Source organism: Caballeronia sp. LP006 (assembly GCF_031450995.1).
Classification (GTDB): Bacteria; Pseudomonadota; Gammaproteobacteria; order Burkholderiales; family Burkholderiaceae; genus Caballeronia.
Genome location: NZ_JARTVW010000005.1, coordinates 301177 through 320068, shown reverse-complemented (window position 1 = coordinate 320068; position 18892 = coordinate 301177). Strand labels below are relative to the sequence as shown.

Annotated in this window: 19 protein-coding genes; 5 read left to right on the top strand and 14 right to left on the bottom strand. The window is 61.7% G+C overall.

The features are described from left to right. Positions 1 to 57 precede the first annotated feature (57 nt). A complete protein-coding gene (locus P9250_RS18180) occupies positions 58 to 1206 on the top strand; it encodes a branched-chain amino acid ABC transporter substrate-binding protein (protein ID WP_244826596.1) in 1149 nt (382 codons plus the stop codon). 71 nt (positions 1207 to 1277) lie between these two features. Here P9250_RS18180 and P9250_RS18175 read toward each other — a convergent pair whose 3' ends face one another. The 4 genes from P9250_RS18175 to P9250_RS18160 form a co-directional block, all read right to left on the bottom strand. Further along, positions 1278 to 2177: an NYN domain-containing protein gene (locus P9250_RS18175; protein ID WP_250466170.1), complete on the bottom strand. Its 900-nt coding sequence runs from the start codon at positions 2175 to 2177 to the stop codon at positions 1278 to 1280. A gap of 196 nt (positions 2178 to 2373) precedes the next feature. Next, positions 2374 to 2934, bottom strand: a complete 561-nt coding sequence (locus tag P9250_RS18170) for a cytochrome b/b6 domain-containing protein (RefSeq protein WP_250466168.1) — start codon at positions 2932 to 2934, stop codon at positions 2374 to 2376. A gap of 12 nt (positions 2935 to 2946) precedes the next feature. Next, complete coding sequence (locus P9250_RS18165; RefSeq protein WP_250466166.1) at positions 2947 to 3210, bottom strand: PepSY domain-containing protein; 264 nt, start codon at positions 3208 to 3210, stop codon at positions 2947 to 2949. A 78-nt stretch (positions 3211 to 3288) separates the two neighbouring features. Further along, positions 3289 to 4971, bottom strand: coding sequence for a thiamine pyrophosphate-binding protein (locus P9250_RS18160; RefSeq protein WP_310394441.1), 1683 nt, complete (start codon positions 4969 to 4971; stop codon positions 3289 to 3291). 404 nt (positions 4972 to 5375) lie between these two features. Here P9250_RS18160 and flhF point away from each other — a divergent pair, with 404 nt between their 5' ends. Genes flhF through P9250_RS18145 form a run of 3 tightly spaced genes read left to right on the top strand, consistent with a single transcriptional unit; the run spans position 5376 to position 8823 of the window. Continuing rightward, a complete protein-coding gene (flhF, locus tag P9250_RS18155; RefSeq protein ID WP_310394439.1) occupies positions 5376 to 7160 on the top strand; it encodes a flagellar biosynthesis protein FlhF in 1785 nt (594 codons plus the stop codon). Beyond that, positions 7153 to 8073, top strand: a complete 921-nt coding sequence (locus P9250_RS18150; RefSeq protein ID WP_244828138.1) for a MinD/ParA family protein — start codon at positions 7153 to 7155, stop codon at positions 8071 to 8073. The genes flhF and P9250_RS18150 overlap by 8 nt, the downstream gene beginning before the upstream one ends. An 18-nt stretch (positions 8074 to 8091) precedes the next feature. After that, entirely contained in the window at positions 8092 to 8823 is a 732-nt protein-coding gene (locus P9250_RS18145; protein ID WP_244826590.1) for an RNA polymerase sigma factor FliA, read from the top strand. A 94-nt stretch (positions 8824 to 8917) separates the two neighbouring features. On the opposite strand, the gene P9250_RS18140 is transcribed toward P9250_RS18145, so the two are convergent. Next, complete coding sequence (locus P9250_RS18140; RefSeq protein ID WP_250466160.1) at positions 8918 to 10012, bottom strand: diguanylate cyclase; 1095 nt, start codon at positions 10010 to 10012, stop codon at positions 8918 to 8920. Between the two features lie 203 nt (positions 10013 to 10215). On the opposite strand from P9250_RS18140, the gene P9250_RS18135 reads away from it, so the two are divergent. Then, positions 10216 to 11199 carry an aromatic ring-hydroxylating dioxygenase subunit alpha gene (locus P9250_RS18135; RefSeq protein ID WP_250492827.1) on the top strand — a complete coding sequence of 328 codons (984 nt, stop codon included), beginning with the start codon at positions 10216 to 10218 and terminating at the stop codon, positions 11197 to 11199. Positions 11200 to 11223: 24 nt separating this feature from the next. Here the strand turns inward: P9250_RS18135 and P9250_RS18130 are convergent, their stop codons facing one another. The 9 genes from P9250_RS18130 to P9250_RS18090 form a co-directional block, all read right to left on the bottom strand. Next, positions 11224 to 12063: an arylamine N-acetyltransferase gene (locus tag P9250_RS18130; RefSeq protein WP_310394436.1), complete on the bottom strand. Its 840-nt coding sequence runs from the start codon at positions 12061 to 12063 to the stop codon at positions 11224 to 11226. A 1-nt stretch (position 12064) separates the two neighbouring features. Beyond that, on the bottom strand, positions 12065 to 12745 hold the full coding sequence (locus P9250_RS18125; protein ID WP_310394435.1) for an acetyltransferase: 681 nt from the start codon (positions 12743 to 12745) through the stop codon (positions 12065 to 12067). Next, a complete protein-coding gene (locus tag P9250_RS18120; RefSeq protein ID WP_310394433.1) occupies positions 12742 to 13491 on the bottom strand; it encodes an SDR family oxidoreductase in 750 nt (249 codons plus the stop codon). The genes P9250_RS18125 and P9250_RS18120 overlap by 4 nt, the downstream gene beginning before the upstream one ends. Positions 13492 to 13502: 11 nt before the next feature. Continuing rightward, on the bottom strand, positions 13503 to 14255 hold the full coding sequence (locus P9250_RS18115) for an SDR family NAD(P)-dependent oxidoreductase (protein ID WP_244826584.1): 753 nt from the start codon (positions 14253 to 14255) through the stop codon (positions 13503 to 13505). Positions 14256 to 14261: 6 nt separating this feature from the next. Further along, positions 14262 to 14483 (bottom strand): acyl carrier protein, encoded by a 222-nt coding sequence (locus P9250_RS18110; protein WP_250466152.1) that lies wholly within the window; start codon positions 14481 to 14483, stop codon positions 14262 to 14264. A 13-nt stretch (positions 14484 to 14496) separates the two neighbouring features. After that, positions 14497 to 15564 carry a ketoacyl-ACP synthase III gene (locus P9250_RS18105; RefSeq protein WP_310394431.1) on the bottom strand — a complete coding sequence of 356 codons (1068 nt, stop codon included), beginning with the start codon at positions 15562 to 15564 and terminating at the stop codon, positions 14497 to 14499. After that, positions 15561 to 15797 carry an acyl carrier protein gene (locus tag P9250_RS18100; protein WP_244826581.1) on the bottom strand — a complete coding sequence of 79 codons (237 nt, stop codon included), beginning with the start codon at positions 15795 to 15797 and terminating at the stop codon, positions 15561 to 15563. The genes P9250_RS18105 and P9250_RS18100 overlap by 4 nt, the downstream gene beginning before the upstream one ends. A gap of 65 nt (positions 15798 to 15862) precedes the next feature. Further along, entirely contained in the window at positions 15863 to 17413 is a 1551-nt protein-coding gene (locus tag P9250_RS18095) for an amino acid adenylation domain-containing protein (protein ID WP_310394428.1), read from the bottom strand. Positions 17414 to 17581: 168 nt separating this feature from the next. Continuing rightward, complete coding sequence (locus P9250_RS18090) at positions 17582 to 18754, bottom strand: DegT/DnrJ/EryC1/StrS aminotransferase family protein (protein WP_244826579.1); 1173 nt, start codon at positions 18752 to 18754, stop codon at positions 17582 to 17584. Positions 18755 to 18892: the final 138 nt, after the last annotated feature.

The following is an 18892-nucleotide window of genomic DNA, read 5'->3' as shown; positions in this document are numbered from 1 at the left end:
AGCAGGCACGGCGATCCCGGCGACGAGCTGCCATTCACACTGGTACTAGGAGAAGCTATGAAGCACACGATGAACAAGCTGGCAGCCGCCCTGACGCTCGCCGGCCTGTCGCTCGCGGGGACTGCGTTCGCGCAAACAGCAGAAGATGTGAAGGTCGGCTTCGCCGGGCCGATGACCGGTGCGCAGGCGCACTACGGCAAGGATTTCCAGAACGGCATCACGCTCGCGGTCGAGGACTTCAACGCCACGAAGCCGGTGATCGGCGGCAAGCCGGTTCGCATCGTGCTCGATTCGGCGGACGATCAGGCCGACCCGCGCACGGGCACGACCGTCGCGCAGAAGCTCGTCGACGACGGCATCAAGGGCATGCTCGGCCACTTCAACTCGGGCACGACCATTCCGGCATCGCGCATTTATGCGAACGCCGGCATCCCCGAAATCGCGATGGCAACCGCGCCGGAGTACACCACGCAAGGCTTCAAGACGGCCTTCCGCATGATGACGTCCGACACGCAGCAAGGCTCGGTCGCGGGCGAGTTCGCGGTGAAGACGCTGAAAGTGAAGAAGATCGCCATCGTCGATGACCGCACGGCTTACGGCCAGGGTCTCGCCGACCAGTTCGAGAAGGCAGCGAAAGCGTCGGGCGGCAACATCGTCGTGCGCGAATTCACGAACGACAAGGCTGTCGACTTCAAGGCGATTCTGACCAAGATCAAGTCGTCGAATCCTGACCTCGTGTACTACGGCGGCGCGGATTCGCAAGCCGCGCCGATGGCCAAGCAAATGAAGACGCTTGGCTTTCGTGCACCGCTGATGGCGGGCGAGATGGTCAAGACCGACACGTTCATTAAGATCGCGGGCGACGCGGCCGATGGCACGGTGGCATCGCTCGCCGGCCTGCCGATGGACCAAATGCCTGGCGGCGCGGACTACACGGCGAAGTACAAGAAGCGCTTCAACGAAGACGTAGAGACGTACTCGCCGTACGCCTACGACGGCGCAATGGCCATGTTCAACGCAATGAAGGCGGCCAACTCGACGGACCCGGCAAAGTATCTGCCGCTGCTTGCCAAAACCGACATGCAAGGCGTGACCACGAAGCATCTGGCGTACGACTCGAAGGGCGATCTGAAAAACGGCGGTATCACGCTGTATAAGGTCGTTGGCGGGAAGTGGACGACGCTGCAGAGCGTGGGTGGGAAGTAAGGTTTAGTGGCTGTTTTGGATGGCCCGGTCGTATGCGACCGGGCCGTTCTTATTTGTGATCCAACGGCAATTTAGCCAGTACGAACTTTCACAGCCTGCAAGCCTCTCGGCGTTTCATTAGCCTGGTAACTCACTTCCATGCCTTCTTCGAGTCCATCCGGGTCGGCATCCGTCAGAACGGCGTATCGGAAGTAGATGCTTGTGTTCGAACCGCTCGCCGGTTTGATGAAGCCGAAGTGATCTTTCAGACTTGCAATGACGCCCATCTTCCAGACATCCTCCGCTGCCCCAGAGGACGGAGGCCTGTCGCGTCTGATCTGAAACAACCCGCTCAAAACGGCCCGCTCGTCTCCTCGCGCGTCATCCATCCGGTCGATGACCTCGGACATCATCAATGGATAACTCACCTCGTTGAGCAACATCTGGCTCGGATTTGCGCCCTTTTGTTCTCCAGTCGTAGTCTCGAATGAGTAAGACCAGCAAACAACCATCACTCGAATACCAAGCGTCTTGAGCTTACGCGCGAGCGGTATGTAATCACTGTCGCCTGCAATAAGGACGACCACATTGAACTGCTTGTAAATGGAAAGCTCGAACGCTTCAAGAGCCAGCCAGACATCGATGCCCTTTTCCTTGCCAGCGAAGCTCATTGGGAAGTAATGCGCCGTGACGTTCTCCCGCATCAGGATGTCGTCGAGTACGCGCTCGTTGAACAGAATGTCGTGGCCTTTGTCCGCGCTCTTGCGCGCTGAGAATCGGCCTCGGAAGTAATGCGCGTCGATCACCTGACAATCGCGCGCGTCCACTGTCTCGACAAGCGCTACTCTGTGGCGAATGTATTCATGCAAACCGTGAATCGAAAGCCATGCTTTTTTCGGATGCTGGTGCATGTAGTACTTGCTCACCAGATCAAAGTAATTCCCATCGTAGAAGACGCCGATCTTCGTCAGTTGCTTCGCTGCGTGAGACATCGATTAGTTCGCTCCTTCTTCAAACTGAGGTGGCTCGCCGAATGGGCGATTAACTCAATTATCCAAAGCGAATGCAGGCTGCTGATAGTGTTTAATGCTTAAAAGAATCGGCTCGTGCGCCGACGTCACCGCTTTGTTGCTGCCTAAATCTCAAGCGATCTATCAGTCATTTGCCGATTAGCTGAATCTGACGCGCTTAGGCATCAGTTGCTCGATCGCTTTCATCGTGCTGTTTAACGCGCTTGAGTCCCGTCACCATCCCGCCGATTAAATTCTCTCGTGTCCACAAGCTCATCGACACCGCCGCGACGACATGCACGCACACGCATATTTCGATCAGATAAGACAGCCATGTGTGGATCTCTTGTGGCCAGTCTTCGCCCCAGAAGGCATCGAGCCGCATGATCCAGCCGGATACCGCGAGCGCCAGTACCAGGAACCACAACGCAACGGCCATCAACGCGCCCAATGGATTATGCGAGACATGATGTAGGGGCTTGCCCGCTGCAAGCGAACGGAGATAGGCACGAAGCTGCGCGGCGCCCGGCCACCAGGCGGCAAAGCGCGCATGCCGCGAACCGACGAAACCCCACACGATACGCGCCAGCACCAACCCCGCCGCGATATAGCCAAGCACTCGATGTGTCGGGTTTGTTGGCCCAAAAAGATTCCATGAAACGACGCCCGCCACAATCCAGTGTGTGAGCCGGACCCAAAGATCCCAGACCTTCACGCGAGGGCCGGCCTTGGCAGACATGACGAAGCGCGCTTATTCGACTTCCGATTTCACGACAGCCAGCGTCTTGGTGTCGTAGTAGATCTCGACCTTCTTGCCATTCTTGTCGTGCCCGTAGATTTCATAGCAGTTGCCATCGATCTTGAACTTGCGGATCTTGTAGCCTTGCGCTTCGAGTTGCGCCTTGGCGTCCGACTCCTTGATCCACTCGCTCTTGGGATGCGCCGTGCAGTCCGCCTTCGCGAACGCGGCGCCGGAAAAACCCATTGCCAATGACAAAGCCAGTACCTTGAACATCGTCGACTCCCGGTGGTTTGAAGTCCGAACACTCTACTTCCACCGGAAGGACATCGCAAGTCAATCGAAAGCTAGCCCTCAGCGCTTCCCCTGCTCCCGAATCTGTTCGAGCGTCGCGCCCGGCGTGCTCTGATCCGCCGGAATCCGAATCTCGATCACCGCGGGCAATCCGGAACTCACAGCGCGCTCGAACGCCGGCATGAACTGCTCCGTCGATTCGACCCGCTCGCCGTGCGCCCCGAACGCGCGCGCATAAGCCGCGAAGTCGGGGTTCGTCAGCCCCGTGCCATGGACCCGATGCGGATAGTGCCGCTCCTGATGCATGCGGATCGTGCCGAACTGCCCGTTGTTCACGACCACGAAAATCACCGGCAGCTGGTACTGCATCGCCGTGGCGAGTTCGTGGCTCGACATCATGAAGCAGCCATCGCCCGCGAACGCGATCACCGTGCGCTGCGGATACAGCGACTTCGCCGCGATGGCCGCAGGCACGCCGTAACCCATCGCACCGCTCGTCGGCGCAACTTGCGAGCGGAAGTGCCGATACGAATAATGCCGATGCAGCCAGGTCGCGTAATTGCCCGCGCCGTTGGTGAGAATCGCGTCTTCGGGCAGGCGCTCCGAAAGCGTGCGCATGATCTCGCCGAGCTGGACATCGCCGAGCATGGGGCGCGGCTTGCGCCACTCGAGATACGCGGCGTGCGCCGTCTCGGCGCTGCCCGACCACGCGATCTGCGCGGGCGCTTCGAGCGCGGCGAGCATCGACGCAATCTCGGGCATGCCGGAGACGATCGGCAGATCGGCGCTATACACGCGGCCCAGTTCCTCCGCGCCCTGATGCACGTGTATCAGCGTCTGCTTCGTCTTCGGGATGTCGAGCAGCGTGTAGCCGCCCGTCGTCGATTCACCCATGCGCGGGCCGAGAACGAAGAGCACGTCCGCTTCGCGCACGCTCGCGGCCAGCGCCGGATTGATGCCGAGCCCGACATCGCCCGCGTAATTCGGATGCTCGTTATGCAGCGTGTCCTGATAGCGGAACGCGCATCCCGCCGGCAACTGCCAGCGCTCGATGAAGCGCGCGAAGTCCTGCGTCGCCTCGGCGGTCCAGCCGCTGCCGCCCGCGATCACGAACGGCGTCTTCGCATTGGCGAGCAGTTCGCGCACGCGCTCGATCTGCGCCTGCGACGGCGCCGCCGCGACGCGCTGATAGCGCGGCACGGGCGGCGCCGCGTCGCACGCTTCGGTCAGCATGTCTTCGGGTAACGCCAGCACGACCGGGCCGGGACGTCCCGCCGTCGCGACATGGAACGCGTGGCTTAAATATTCCGGCACGCGGCGCGGATCGTCGATTTGCGCGACCCACTTCGCCATTTGCCCGAACATGCGCCGATAGTCGATTTCCTGAAACGCCTCGCGATCCATGTGATCCCGCGCGCATTGGCCGATCAGCAGGATCATCGGCGTCGAGTCCTGGAAAGCGGTGTGCACGCCGATGGACGCGTGCGTCGCGCCCGGCCCGCGCGTGACGATAGCCACGCCCGGACGCCCCGTCAGCTTACCGACCGCCTCGGCCATGTTCGCCGCGCCGGCTTCGTGGCGGCAGACGATCGTCTGTATCTGGCTGGTTTCGTCGTGCAGCGAATCCAGGACGGCGAGAAAGCTCTCGCCCGGCACGCAGAACACGCGTTCGACACCGTGATGAACGAGCGCATCGACAATTAGACGCGCGCCGGTGGTCTGGCCATGAGAAGCGGATGCCATGCGAACAAGTCTCCTTTGTCAGTGAGCATCGGTGAGCCCGGGTTTCGAGCCGCAGACCGTAGCTTACGCCGCTGGATGGGACTCTGGCTGATGCAGTCCGGCCGCCTTGGCGCGCAACGCGCCTGCCGCCGCGCGCCTCACAGCCGGACAAACCGCCAAGCGACATCTCTCGTCCCGTCGCGTCGATCGTGCCAGACCGGCATTTTTTCCCGCATGACGCGCGACGCAATCCGCACGGCCGGGTTGTTTCCATCAGTCGAAATACCCCTCTTTCACACCCTTTATCCAGCGATAGGCCCGAAGTGATCTTCGCAATAATGGCTTCACTGAAAAGCGGGCACGGAAATAACCAAAGGGTGCTCGCCTCGCAAATATCGCTGCATCTATCCTCATCGGGGGCCAGTTTGAACATTCGTAAATTCATCGGCGCGAACAGTCGTGACGCTCTGCGCCAGGTCCGTGAAGCGCTCGGACCCGATGCCGTGGTGTTGTCCAACCGCACGCTCGACGATGGATCGGTGGAAATCGTCGGTGTCGCGGATAGCGATCTCGCTTCGATCTCGCCCGCGAAGGCCGCACGCGAACAAGCAGCCGCCGCGCCGTTCGCCAGCGACACGCCGCGCGCCGCGCTTGCACAAGCCGCAGCCGCCGCGATGAAGCAGCAGGCCGCCGCTCCCAGCTCTCCGATGAACCCCTACGCCAGCGGCGATGTTTTCTCCTCCGTCTTCGGCAACACCGCCGACGCCGACGATTTCGACGAGCAAGCCGACGAAGAGCGCATGGAAGCACCGCGCACGATGGCCGATTCCAATCCGTGGTTGATCGAACATGCGCGCCGTATCGCGCAACAGGCTTCGGTGCCGTCGAACCGGCCGCTGACGCCGTCCGCCGCAATTGCACGCGGCATGGGCGTGCCGGTATCGGTCAAGGCAGCCGACGCACCGCGCCAGCAAGCGCCGCGTGCACAAGCCGCCGCGCAGCCGGTTGCCGCCGCGCCTGCCGCACCCGCCGCGCAAGCGCACGCAAAGATCGAAACGCCCGACTGGGCGCGTGAAGCCGCGCAAGTCGCCGCACGCCGCGCCGCACAGAAGATCAACGCAGCACCGCAACCCGCCGACGAAGCGCCGGCCGCATCGGGCAATTTCGAAGGCTTGCCGGCCAATGCCGCAGCCGTCGTGACCGAAGCCATCCGCACGCGCATGGAGCAAGTCGTCAACGAAACGGTGATGAACGAACTCTCGTCGATGCGCGAGATGATGGAAGAGCACTTCTCGGGTTTGCTGTGGGGCGACCGCCAGCGCCGCAACCCGACCAACTCGGCCTTGACCAAGCGCCTCTTCGCCGCCGGTTTCTCCGCGCAACTCGTGCGCATGGTGATCGACAACATGCCGTCGATGGAGAACGTGGAAAACGCGCTCGAATGGGTGCAGCAAGTTCTGGAATCGAATCTGCCGGTGATGCCGAGCGAAGACGCGTTGATGGAACGCGGCGGCGTGTTCGCGCTGATGGGCCCGACGGGCGTCGGCAAGACGACGACCACGGCAAAGCTCGCGGCGCGCTGTGTGATGCGCTTCGGCGCCAGCAAGGTCGCGCTCCTGACGACGGACAGCTACCGGATCGGCGCGCATGAACAACTGCGCATCTTCGGCAAGATTCTCGGCGTCTCGGTGCATGCGGTAAAGGACGGCGCCGACCTGCAACTCGCGCTCTCCGAACTGCGCAACAAACATATCGTGCTGATCGACACGATCGGCATGAGCCAGCGCGATCGCACGGTCTCCGACCAGATCGCGATGCTGTGCGGCACGGGTCAGCCGGTGCAACGCTTGTTGCTGCTGAACGCCACGAGCCACGGCGACACGCTCAACGAAGTCGTGCAGGCCTACAAGAGTGCGCCGGACCAGCCGCCGCTCGCGGGCTGCATTCTGACCAAGCTCGACGAGGCGACCAACCTCGGCAGCGTGCTCGATACGGTCATCCGCTACAAGCTGCCGGTGCATTACGTATCGACCGGTCAGAAGGTGCCGGAGAACTTGTACGTCGCAACCAAGCGTTTCCTCATCAAGAGCGCGTTCTGCATTCCGCGCGATGGCTCGCCTTTCGTGCCGCAAGACGACGATGTGCCGGCGCTTCTGTCCGCACTGTCCGCACGCGCCACGACCGAACTGCATGGAGTCCATTTTGGATAAGTTCGTGCTCGATCAGGCTGAAGGCCTGAGAAGGCTGCTGACGCGCGCCAGTTCTCGCGTGGTGGCTGTAGTGGGCGGACCGGCGGGCATCGGTTGCACGTCGGCGGTAGTGAACCTCGGCGCGGCGTTGTCCGTGCATGGCAAGGATGTGCTCGTCATCGACGAGCGGCATAACGCGGGCTCGGTCAGCCGCATGGCGGGTGTGGATGGCGCGGGCGCGCTCTCGGCGGTGATGTCCGGCCGTCGCGAACTGCAGGATGTCGCGGTGCGCACGCCGATGGGTTTTTCGCTGATCGCCGCACCGCGCGATGAACGTATCAGCCACGACGCAGCGCAAGCACGCGCGCTGCTCGACGGCCCCGCGGATATCGTGCTGATCGATGCGCAACTCGATCGTAATGGCGCGCTCTCGTCGCTCGCGGCGCAGGCGCATGACTTTCTGATAGTGACGCGGGTAGCCGCGTCGGCGATCACCGAGGCGTATGCGTGCATGAAGCGCTTGCACTACGCCCACGCGATCGGCCAGTTCCGCGTGCTGATGAATCACGTGCAGGACGCAGCCGATGCAGCGGTCGCGTTCGACAACCTCTCGGGTGTCGCGAGCCGTTATTTGGCCGTGTCGCTCGTGCAGGCAGGGTATGTGTCCGAGGATGCGCGCGTCGCTCGGGCGAGGGAGCTCTCTCGGTGTGCGGTGGAAGCGTTTCCGGCTACGGCCGCGGCGCGCGACTACCGCTACATCGCAGCCGAGCTGCTGCACTGGCCGATGCGTCCCGCGCCGTTTTCGCGCGGCGACGAAGCGAGCCAGTACGACGCGCACATTCCGGTTGGCGAGTCTGGTGAAAGCGGACGGAAAGCGGCGCACCGAGCGGCGGCGTTTTCCGATCATGCAATGAGCAGCACGGCGTCGATGTGATATTGAAAGGTGAACAGGATGTATAACGCCCAAGGCAAACTCTCGCAGTCCGACGTGCTTACGAAATATGCGCCGCTCGTTCGCCGCCTCGGACTCCAGCTCGTCGCCAAAATGCCGGCGAGCGTCGATCTCGACGATCTGATCCAGGCCGGCATGATTGGCCTCCTCGATGCGGCTAGCCGCTACAAGGAAGATCAGGGCGCCCAGTTCGAAACCTACGCAAGTCAGCGTATTCGCGGCGCCATGCTCGACGAGTTGCGCGCCAATGACTGGTTGCCACGCAGCATGCGCAAGACATCGCGCGAAGTGGAGTCGGCGGTACACAAGGTGGAACAGAACCTTGGCCGTTCAGCCAGCGAGACCGAAGTCGCCGAGCACATGAAGATGCCGCTCGACGAGTATCAGTCGATGCTGCAGGACTTGCATGGCAGCCAGTTGATCTATTACGAAGACTTCGACCGCTCGGCGGACGACGAGCCGTTCCTCGACCGTTACTGCGTCGATCGTTCGGACCCGCTGTCGGCGCTTCTGGACGACAGCCTGCGCGGCGCGCTGATCGAAGCCATCGACAAGTTGCCGGAGCGCGAGAAGCTGCTCATGAGCTTGTACTACGAGAAGGGCCTCAACCTGCGCGAAATCGGCGCGGTGATGGAAGTGAGCGAGTCGCGCGTGTGCCAGTTGCATAGCCAGGCCGTGGCGCGTTTGCGTGCGAAGCTGCGGGAACAGTCGTGGACTAGCGTCGAGGCTTGAGTTCCGAGTTGTAGAGGCGCGCGAAGCCCCGAACCGGGGCCGCGCGCTTTTTGCTCTTGCCTTTGCAAAGGCGCTCGAATGCGCGCGGATGGGCTCAATGCATCTCGAAGTCGCGCGCCTCGGCGAACACCGTCTTGCCTTCGCCGAGACTCTTTGCGCGATACATCGCGCGATCCGCGGCTCTCAGCACGGCGGTGATATCGGCGTCATGCGCTTCTGCCGCGCTCGACAGCAAGCAGGCGCCGATACTCGCCGATACGCTCACTGGCCGCTCCTGCACCAGCGTGAGGTCGGCGAGCGCCGAATGGATGCCATCGGTGAGCGTGAGCACCGCGCTGCGATCGCGCATGTTGCGCGCGAGCACGACGAACTCGTCGCCGCCCAGCCGCGCGATGGTGTCGGTCTTGCGCATGCGCCGTGCAAGCAATTGCGCGAACGACTGCAACAGCACGTCGCCGACCGCGTGACCGTAGGTATCGTTCACGCCCTTGAAGCCGTCGAGGTCGATCAGTAGCAGTGCGCTGGTGTTCGCGTCGGCGGCTTCGGGCGCGGACATCGCGCGATTCACGGTTTGTTCGAGCGCGTAACGGTTATAGAGGCCCGTGAGCGGGTCCGTCGATGCCTGCCGCGCCAGCACGCGATTCGCGCTGCCAAGCCTGTCGACCAGCACACTCAGATACACCGACGCGCCCAGCACGCTCAGCGCGAGCCCGAGCGCGGCGGCGCGGTTTGCCACCCACCACGGTTGCCACAACGCCAGCGCGACGATCGCGACGAGCGCCATCGCGCACGAAATGGCGAGCGTGCGCTTGCCGTAGCGGCATCCCGAGCCGATCAGAAACCAGAACACCACCCACAGCAGCGGCAAGGCGAGCGTGCCGCAGAGAAAGAACATCGCGCCGAGCAACGCCTGATCGAGGATAGTGGTGATGACGAGCCGGACGTTGGACAGCGCCATCATCCGGCTGACGAGCAATAGTGTGATTGCACCGTAGGACACGTAGAGCGCGATCAACCGCGTGATCAGCGACGCGTTGGCCGAAGGGTGCCGCCACGCATACACCGCATAAGCCAGCAGAACTGCCGCTCCCATCCCGATACGCAGCATGGCTTGCTCGCGTTCGGGATTCCGGTTGCCGGACCATGCGAAGGCATAGGCCCGGCGTGCCGGTTGATGCGCCTGCTCCATACTGAACCCCTGGTGGTGATTTCTTGCTGTTATGGTCTTTTGCGCGTGTCTTTGCTGTCGCGCTTTTGTCTTATTGCGGCCCGGTCGCGATGTTCGTCTCCGACGACTGGTATTTTGCAACGTTTTGCCAAGCTGCTGTGAATCGTGTAAGAACGCATCTCGGACAGATGATTAACGGCGTTTTCTGCGGATGCTTCAGTGCTATGAGCGACGACTTTTCTCTCGCTGGCGAATGGCTGGCGGTCTGTAATGGCGATGACGTGCCGGCGGGTTCGACGCGAGCGTTCATCGTCGCGGATGAGCGCATCGTCGTATGGCGCGATGCCGAAGGCGTGGCGCATGTCTGGCGTGACTACTGTCCGCATCGCGGCGCGCAACTGTCGCTGGGCACGGTGACGAACGATCAGCTCGTGTGTCCCTATCACGGCTGGCGCTACGACACGCTTGGTCAGTGCGTGCTGATTCCGTCGAATCCGTCGCTTCGGCCTTCGAAACGCGCGTGCGCCACCGCGTTCGTCGCCGAGGAGAAATACGGCGTCGTGTGGATGTGCTTCGGCGAGCCCGCGCACGCGCTCGATTTCTTTCCCGAAGCCGCGATTCCGGGCGGACGGCGCATCAACCTTGCGCCGCAGACGGTGAAGTCATCCGCGCCGCGTGTCGTCGAAAACTTCCTGGACATGGCGCACTTTTCGTTCGTGCACGTGGGCATTCTCGGCGAGGATGCGCATACCGAAGTGCCGGACTATGAAGTCGTGGAAAGCGCCGACGGACTCGAAGCGCGCCAGTGCCGTTTCTGGCAGCCGGCGGGTTTGCCGGGGCAGGGCGGCGCGATGATGGATTACGTTTATCGCGTGAAGCGGCCGCTGGTTGCGAAGCTCACGAAGATGGCGTCGGGGGCAATGGGCGCACTGCATATCATGCTGGTGGCGTCGCCCGTGACGCAGACCGAGACCCGCGCGTGGCTTGTTTCCATTCACGAAGACGAGACTTCGCACAGCGACGAGGAGCTGTACGACTTCAACATGGAGATTCTGCTGCAGGACACGCCGATCGTGGAGTCGCAATGGCCGAAGCTGCTGCCGCTCGCGCTCGATGCGGAGTTGCATCAGAAGTGCGACCGGATGTCGGTGGCGTATCGGAGATGGTTGGCGGGGATGGCGTTTGGGTGGGGGACGACGAGCGCGTGATTCGATGGCCGGTAAGCCACCGCATCAAACACGCTTGATGAGTCGACCCAGCACGTTCGCCAAGTCGCCGCCGGGCAGGCGGATGCCGAACTCGTCTTGCAGCACGGCCAGCAGTTCGTCGGTGCAGGAAATCTGACGGCGCTCGGCGACCGCATCGAGATGATGGACGCCGTAGTTGCCGTCGACGAGACTCTTGCGTCTTCCCTCGTCCGTGCGCGCAACGACCAATTGCGACGCAAGCGGTGACGCCGGATGCGTCGAGATGAACCAGTTGCCTATCTCGAAGTCGATCTGTTCCTGACGTTGCAAGTCGAATACATATAGCGCGCGCCAGACGCCGTTTATCCGCGCCTGAAGCACGTAATCGGCCTCGCGACGCAGCAGCCTGAAACGTTCGAGCGATGTCGTTTGCTCGGCATCCGTATCGAGCCGCAGCGGAGTCGTCGGCACCATGCGGCCGAAGCCCACATCCGAGATGTAGTCGTCGCCCGGTCCAAACGTCACGAGAATCGACATATGCGTTCGCGGCGCCCACGCGGTTTCCGGGCCGCCCATGACGACGCGTCCCGTCAGGCCGCGCGCTTCGAATCCCAACTGCCTGAGCAATGCGAGAAAAAGCAGGTTGAGCTCGTAGCAGTAACCGCCTCGCCCGCCGAGCACGATCTTTTGTTCGAGCGATGCCACGTCGATGGACGTAGGCTCCCGCAAGAGCGTCGACAGGTTTTCGAACGGAAAGCGGCGGGTGTGGCGTTCCTGCAAGGTCCGCAACGTGGCGAGCGTCGGCTCGGGGCTGGCGCGAAAGCCGAGCTGCGACAGGTAACCGTCGATGTGTTCAAGCCGCGCGGCCGTTTTAACGCGTGCCATGTCAACGCTCGTTGCCCATTTCGCCGATGACCATCGCCGGATTGCCGAACACTTTGGTACGCGCCTTCACGCGTCGCAAGACCACGCTGCCTGCGCCGACATACGCGCGGTCGCCGACGTTGCACTTCGGCAGCAGCGTCGCGCTGCTCGCGATAAACACTTCCTCTCCCACGTTGACGTGACCGTTCAGTTGGCATGCACCGCAAATCTGCGTGTAGCTGCCGATAGACGTGTCATGCGCCACGCTGCTGTGAGTGCCGATAAACACGTGGCGGCCCACGTCGATATCGCACGACATCTGCGTGAACGGACAGATGATTGAGCCCGCGCCGAGCTTCACGTCCCTGCCCACGAGCGCCGTCGGATGCACGAGGATACCGAACTCCGCGCCCTTGTCTTCGAGCAGGGTGACGTAGGCGCGCTTCTGCGACGGATCGCCTATTGCGCAGAGAAAAATGTCGTCGTCGAGCGGCAGATAAGCTTCAGGCGAGCCGATGATGGGCGCGCCGCACGCAAAGCCGTCGAGCATGTCGGTGCGGCTGTCGAGAAACCCCTTGACCTTCCATGGCGTTCCCGCAGCGATGGCCTGTTGCGACCAGACGAGCACTTCCCGCCCCAACGCGCCCGCGCCCACGATGATGAGATTTCTGATGCCGGTCACGGCTGCGAGCGTGTGTGTCATGCGGAAATGTTCACCGAGCGGCCGCCATCGACCACGAGTTGCTGGCCCGTGATCCAGCGTGCATTGTCGGACAACAGGAATTCGGCCATGCCGGCTATGTCGCTTTCACGCCCGAGACCTAGCGGATACGACTCCGTCATGCGCTCGCGCACTTGCTCGTTGCCGAATATCGAATCCGTCATGGGCGTATGAACCGCGCCGGGCAGGATGGAGTTGACGCGAATCGATGGCGCCAGTTCGACGGCGAGCGCGCGCATATAGGCATCGAGCGCGCCCTTGCTCGCGCAATAAACCCCGAGTCCCTTGGCGCCGAACTGACTCGCGGTACTCGACACGAACACGATGTTGCGGAGCGCCTTGTCGTTCACCTTGCGTCGCACGAGCAAGCGAGAAATTTCCATGGCCGACATGAAGTTCACGTTCATGACTTCCACCGCGCTCGCGCGCTCGAGCAAACGAAGCGGGCCGATGATCCACGCGCCGGCGCAGTGGACGTAGTTCTCGATACGCATGCCGCGCGACGATACGAAATCGACGAATCCGGACTCGATCTCGTCCAGTTCGCGAAGATCCTGCACCCACAATGCGTGGGCGTCGGGGTTAGCGCAAAGCTGTCGCGTCTCCTCCAGCCGCGCCCGGTCCCTGCCGTGCAACACGAGCGACCGCGTGGAGGAAAGCTGAATGGCCGTTGCCCGGCCTATGCCCGATGAGGCGCCCGTGATCAGGCTATGAAATTCGTGGCTCATGACTGTCTCGCTCAGGACGCGGTGTAGCCGCCGTCGCAGACCAGCACCGAACCGGTGATCCAGCGACCGGAGTCGGCAACGAGAAAGGCGGCCGCATTGGCGATGTCTTCGGGCGTGCCCAGACCCAGCGGATGCGCGGATTCGATCTGCTTGCGCTGCTCTTCACTCCAGTGCCGGGAGTTTTCGTCGAACATCGCGGTCTTGACGAATCCGGGAGCAATGCAATTGACGCGGATACTTCTCGGCGCAAACTCCAGAGCCGCCGATTTTGCAAGGCCGGTGAGCGCGGCTTTCGACATGGCATAAGCCGACGCACCGGCGGAGCCGACGATGCTCATGACCGACGAGATGAACACCACCGAGCCGCCATTTGCGCGGCATACGCTGCGGTGCTGAAAGCCGCGCAGCAACGCGAGCGCAGCTTCGGCATTCACGCTGAACACTTCACGATAGCGCGCGGGCGTCAGCAAGCGGGTAGGCGCAATGGAACTGATTCCCGCCGCGTGCACGAGCCCGGAGAACGGTCCCCCGGCTTGCGCCAACTCGGCGAAGAGGCCGGGCAGGCGTTCGGTATCGAGAAGATCGAAGGTCACCGTCTTCGCGTTGAGGCCGGCGCTTGCTTGCTGAAGCCGCGCATCGTCACGATCCAGCATGACGACGGCCGCGCCCAGCGCGCTGAACAACTGGCTGGTCGCGAGACCGATGCCCGACGCCGCACCCGTGACGAGGATTCGTTGACCTTCGAGGTTCAGAGGATTCGACATGAATGCTCAGGCGTGCTGTTTTTCGAGCGCGGCGAACAAGTCCGCGGCGCAAGCGAATTCGCTGATGCCCTTGGCGCTGATCGAGACGCCAAGCTCCTTGTCGAGCCACGCAATCAATGCGAGCGCGGTCAGGGAATCCCAGTTGTCGTAATGGTCGAGCGGCAGGTCTGGGTCGACCGAATCGACTTCGAGCAACTCGGCGAGGTTGGTGTAAAAAGCATCTTTCATTTGGACACTCCTGTCAGGGATATTGCACCATTTCACATACGTCCAGCGGTCCGAGACGCATGAGCATCGATCCCCATGTGAGACCGACGCCGAATCCGGCGAGACATACCAGCGCCTCGTGCTGCGTCAGGACTTCACGCAGGTTTTCGACGGTTGCCATTGGAATCGTCACGCCGCTGCTGTTGCCGTACTTTTCCACCACGTTCATGGGCAGCTTGTCGTACGGAATGCCTATCTTGTCCGCGAGCTTTTGCAGCATGAAGCGGTTGGGCTGATGGAACAGAAACCAGTCGATCTCGTCGATGGTCGTTTCCGCCTGATTCATCAGCGCCGTGATCATCGGCGGAACCTCCGTCTGGACGAACGTGAAGACCTCCGAGCCTTCCATCTTCAAATGATCCAGCGCACGAAAATTGTGATCGCCTTCGTCCCGCAACTCGGCCGTTGCCGGCGAACACGGCATGCGCATTCCGCCGGCGGGAATCATCAGGGCCGCGTGTCGCGTGCCGTCCATCTTCAGATTGGCATGGACCACGCGATCCGGCGCCGCCGATTCGACAATGGCGATGGACGCCGCGTCGCCAACCAGCGGATAGCTGTTGCGGTCCCTGGGCGAAGTCCTGCGGCTCATCACGTCGGCGTTGACGAGTGCGACGCGCCGGATATTCGGTTGTTCGAGCAGCATGAACGCCTGAATGAGACCGACGACGAAGCCCGCGCATCCCTGGTTGATGTCCATGCAGAATATGTCCTGCTTCAGGCCGAGTCTTCCCTGCACGATGCTGCTCGTCGGCGGCATCAGGTAGTCGGGCGTTTGCGTGACGAGCACGAGGGCATCGATTTCGTCACGAGCGATCACCTTTCTCGCGAACAACTGCTCCAGCCCGAAGACGGCGAGGTCCGACACGCAGGTATCGGCATCGACGAGACGGTGCTTGTCGTAGCCCATGACCTGCATGAGTTTGCGCGAGCGCGCCTCTGGAAAGTCGAAGCGCTTCATGTCCTCGACGAACGATTGCTCGCGAGCGGGCACGACGGTCAGCAGACTGCTGATGCGCTTGCCCTTGAAGAACAGGTTCACTGCGTCACTCCATATCTCGCGATGAGCAGGGAAATGGCCTGCACGTTGCGAAAGTGGTCGGGCACGATGTCGAGACCATCGATCGAAATGTCGAATTCGTCGTCGATGGTCGAGACCAGGGTCAGCATGTCGAACGAATCGAGCAAACCGTCTTCGAGAAAATCCTCGGACCGCGTGAAGTCGCTTTCCGGGCGCACGCTCTTGAGCAAGTCCATCAACTTTGCTGCCAACATAAATTCCACTCCGTGTTCGAATACCGGCGCCAATGCGACTTCTGTCGCGGCGAATCCAGCCTGTTTCACGCCTCGACGGCCGGGCGCGGCGCCGCTTGCTTTTGCGAGAGCGCGAGCCTGTCTATCTTGCCGTTGGGGTTTCGCGGCATGCTGTCGATACGCACGAAGGCGGTCGGCAGCATGTACTTCGGCAAGCGCGCGCCGAGCGCCGTGCGGATGGCGGCGGCGGAAACGTTCTCGTCCGATTCGAAATACAGCGCGATCTGTTTCTTCGCCGAGTCGTACACCACACATGCCTGCGCAATGCCTTCGATCTGCAACGCGGCGTGCTCGATTTCGCCAAGCTCGATGCGATAACCCAAATGCTTGATCTGATAGTCGCGGCGGCCGACGAACATGATCTCGCCGCGCTCGTTTCGATAAACCGTATCGCCCGTGCGATAAAGGCGGTCGGGATAATGCGGCTGCAGCGGATTCATCGTGAAGGCATCCGCCGTTTTCCGCGGATTGTTCCAGTACCCGAGCGCGAGCGAACTGCCACGCACGCACAACTCACCATGCTCGCCGATGCGCGCGGCGCGCCCCTCGTCGGTCAGGATCAGCACATCCGAATTGCGGCAGGGAAAGCCGATCGGCAGCTTCTCGTCGTCGCCGAAGTCGCGCTCGACGATGAAGTACGTGCAATCCACCGTCGCCTCGATCGGCCCGTACAGATTCACGAACATGGCTTGCGGCAAGTGCTTGCGCCATATGTTCAGCGGCCGCGTGGGGAATATTTCGCCCGCGAAAAGAATCTTCTTCAGCGCGACGGGCGGCAAGCGTTCGAGCAGCGCCTGATTCGCGATGTTCACCATGATCGTGGGCACCCAGAAAATGAAACTGATGTTCTGATCGATCAGGTGCTGGAGAAGCGAAGCCGGGAAAGCCGCGATCTGTTCCGGGATCAGCGAGATGGTCGCGCCCTTCGCGAGACACAGGAAGAGTTCGAGCGAGTAAATATCGAAGTACAAAGGAGACAGGCTGCCGATCGTCTCGCTGCCATCGAGCGCCAGACGTTCGAATGCCCAGTCCATGAAGTCGATGGTCGCGCGATGATTGAGTGCAACGCCTTTCGGCACGCCCGTGGAACCCGACGTGTGGATGATGCAGAGCGGGTCCGTGTCGATGATATTGTCGAGGCACCAATCCAGTTCGACGTTCGATGAAGCGTGGTCCGTATGCCCCACGTCGTCGATAAGGAGAATCCGCTTGTCATCGATTCCGACTGCGTTCAAGGAAGACGCCAGCGCGGCGTTCGTCACGATGAGCGGTGCGTCCAGATTATCGAGAATTGCCTTGAGGCGGATGGCGGGCAGCTTGATGTCGAGATTGGCGTAGCAGTTTCCCGTGTAGACAATGCCCAAGTCGGCGAAGATGGTTTCGGCGCACTTCGGCAGAAACACGGCAATCGGATGGCGGATCGCATCGGTACGCGCGCGAATGGCGGCGGCGAATGCCTTCGCATGAACTTCGAGCTCGCGAAAGTTATAGCGCTTGTCGGCATCGACGATGGCGGTCTTTTCCGGCATGCGTGCCAGCGCACCTCCTTCGAAATATTCGAGCACGTTGATCATCATGGTGCGGCCTGCGTCCTGAAAAAAGCATCGATAAAAGCGGTCGGGCTGACGCGCGTCGTCGTCATGCGGAAAACATCTAGCGCCGTGCGCCTTGCAGCCCGACTCTCAGGAAAAATTCTGCCATGTCGCTGCACGACCTCATCGCGCGAACAGACGGTGATTTGGCGGTCATTTCAGGTCGTGAGAGCGGCCGTTTGCAGCGCTCAAGATCGTCTCGACGACGAAGGCGACATGCTCGTCGCTCAAGGCCGGGTAGATCGGCAGACACAGTACCTTGCTGGCCGCATTGGCCGCGACCGGCAGATTCGCGCGGCTCGCCGAGGGAAGTCCGCGGTACATCGGGAAATCGGAGATAAGCGGATAAAAATAGCGCCGCGCATAGATCTGCCGACTGCGCAGATGTTCGTAGAGCGCATCGCGGGTGAGCGAGAAATCGGCTTCGACGAGTATCGGAAAGTACGAGCAGTTGGCAACGGTCTGCGAGCCTCTTGGCAGGCAACGGATACCCGGCACATCGCGCAGCATTTCGCGGTACAGCGCGTCTATCTCTCGCCGGCGCGCGAGCGCATCTTCTATGTGTTCGAGTTGAACCAGGCCGAACGCCGCGTTGATCTCGCTCATCTTCGCGTTGATGCCGCTCGCCACCACCGTCGTTTCGTCGACGAAACCGAAGTTCTTGAGCTGGTCTATACGCAGCTTGGTCTTTGCGTCCGGACAGACGATTGCGCCGCCTTCGAAAGTGTTGAACACCTTTGTCGCGTGGAAGCTGAGAACGGACAGATCGCCGTGCGCCAGGATGCTGCCCGCTTCGGTCTGCACGCCGAAGCCATGGGCGGCGTCGTAGATGACCTTCAGGTTGTAGTTGTCCGCGATCCGCTGGATTGCATCGACATCGCACGGATTGCCGTAGCAATGAACCGGCAGGATCGCCGTGGTCTGAGGCGTGATGGCCGCCTCGATCTTCGCGGGGTCGAGATTCAGCGTGACAGGATCGACATCGACGAATACGGGTTTGACGCCGTTCCACAACAGCGAATGCGCGGTCGCCACGAACGAGTACGGCGTCGTGATGACTTCGCCCGTGATGCGCAGCGCCTGCAGCGCCGTGACGAGCCCGAGCGTGCCATTGCTGAACAGCGAAAGATGCCGGACGCCTAAGTGTTCGCCGAGCGCCTGTTCGAAGCGCTGATGGAACGGCCCGCCGTTGGTCAGGACCTTGCTTTCCCAGATTTGCTCGAGGTAGGGCAAAAATTCCGCGAGCGGCGGCAGATGCGGCTGCGTGACGAACATTCGCTCCAGCGGTAGCGCGGAAACTGATTCGGGAGGCAGGCTGGCTGTCATGTCTTTCGTGTTCCGAGGGTGATGTTGTCGCCGCGCGGCTGGCGGCGTCCCACGCGCCAGCCGAAAACACCTATGCCGGCCTGTCAGGGCGATTCCGATGAATTATCTGGTCAAGGCCGCGCAGGCAATGCGGCGAGA

What these genes read in the sequence shown, in the direction of transcription:
- P9250_RS18180 (WP_244826596.1), top strand. Translation starts at nt 58, where the DNA reads ATGAAGCACACGATGAACAAGCTGGCAGCCGCCCTGACGCTCGCCGGC.
- P9250_RS18175 (WP_250466170.1), bottom strand. Translation starts at nt 2,177, where the DNA reads ATGTCTCACGCAGCGAAGCAACTGACGAAGATCGGCGTCTTCTACGAT.
- P9250_RS18170 (WP_250466168.1), bottom strand. Translation starts at nt 2,934, where the DNA reads ATGTCTGCCAAGGCCGGCCCTCGCGTGAAGGTCTGGGATCTTTGGGTC.
- P9250_RS18165 (WP_250466166.1), bottom strand. Translation starts at nt 3,210, where the DNA reads ATGTTCAAGGTACTGGCTTTGTCATTGGCAATGGGTTTTTCCGGCGCC.
- P9250_RS18160 (WP_310394441.1), bottom strand. Translation starts at nt 4,971, where the DNA reads ATGGCATCCGCTTCTCATGGCCAGACCACCGGCGCGCGTCTAATTGTC.
- P9250_RS18145 (WP_244826590.1), top strand. Translation starts at nt 8,092, where the DNA reads ATGTATAACGCCCAAGGCAAACTCTCGCAGTCCGACGTGCTTACGAAA.
- P9250_RS18140 (WP_250466160.1), bottom strand. Translation starts at nt 10,012, where the DNA reads ATGGAGCAGGCGCATCAACCGGCACGCCGGGCCTATGCCTTCGCATGG.
- P9250_RS18135 (WP_250492827.1), top strand. Translation starts at nt 10,216, where the DNA reads ATGAGCGACGACTTTTCTCTCGCTGGCGAATGGCTGGCGGTCTGTAAT.
- P9250_RS18130 (WP_310394436.1), bottom strand. Translation starts at nt 12,063, where the DNA reads ATGGCACGCGTTAAAACGGCCGCGCGGCTTGAACACATCGACGGTTAC.
- P9250_RS18125 (WP_310394435.1), bottom strand. Translation starts at nt 12,745, where the DNA reads ATGACACACACGCTCGCAGCCGTGACCGGCATCAGAAATCTCATCATC.
- P9250_RS18120 (WP_310394433.1), bottom strand. Translation starts at nt 13,491, where the DNA reads ATGAGCCACGAATTTCATAGCCTGATCACGGGCGCCTCATCGGGCATA.
- P9250_RS18115 (WP_244826584.1), bottom strand. Translation starts at nt 14,255, where the DNA reads ATGTCGAATCCTCTGAACCTCGAAGGTCAACGAATCCTCGTCACGGGT.
- P9250_RS18110 (WP_250466152.1), bottom strand. Translation starts at nt 14,483, where the DNA reads ATGAAAGATGCTTTTTACACCAACCTCGCCGAGTTGCTCGAAGTCGAT.
- P9250_RS18100 (WP_244826581.1), bottom strand. Translation starts at nt 15,797, where the DNA reads ATGTTGGCAGCAAAGTTGATGGACTTGCTCAAGAGCGTGCGCCCGGAA.
- P9250_RS18095 (WP_310394428.1), bottom strand. Translation starts at nt 17,413, where the DNA reads ATGATGATCAACGTGCTCGAATATTTCGAAGGAGGTGCGCTGGCACGC.
- P9250_RS18090 (WP_244826579.1), bottom strand. Translation starts at nt 18,754, where the DNA reads ATGACAGCCAGCCTGCCTCCCGAATCAGTTTCCGCGCTACCGCTGGAG.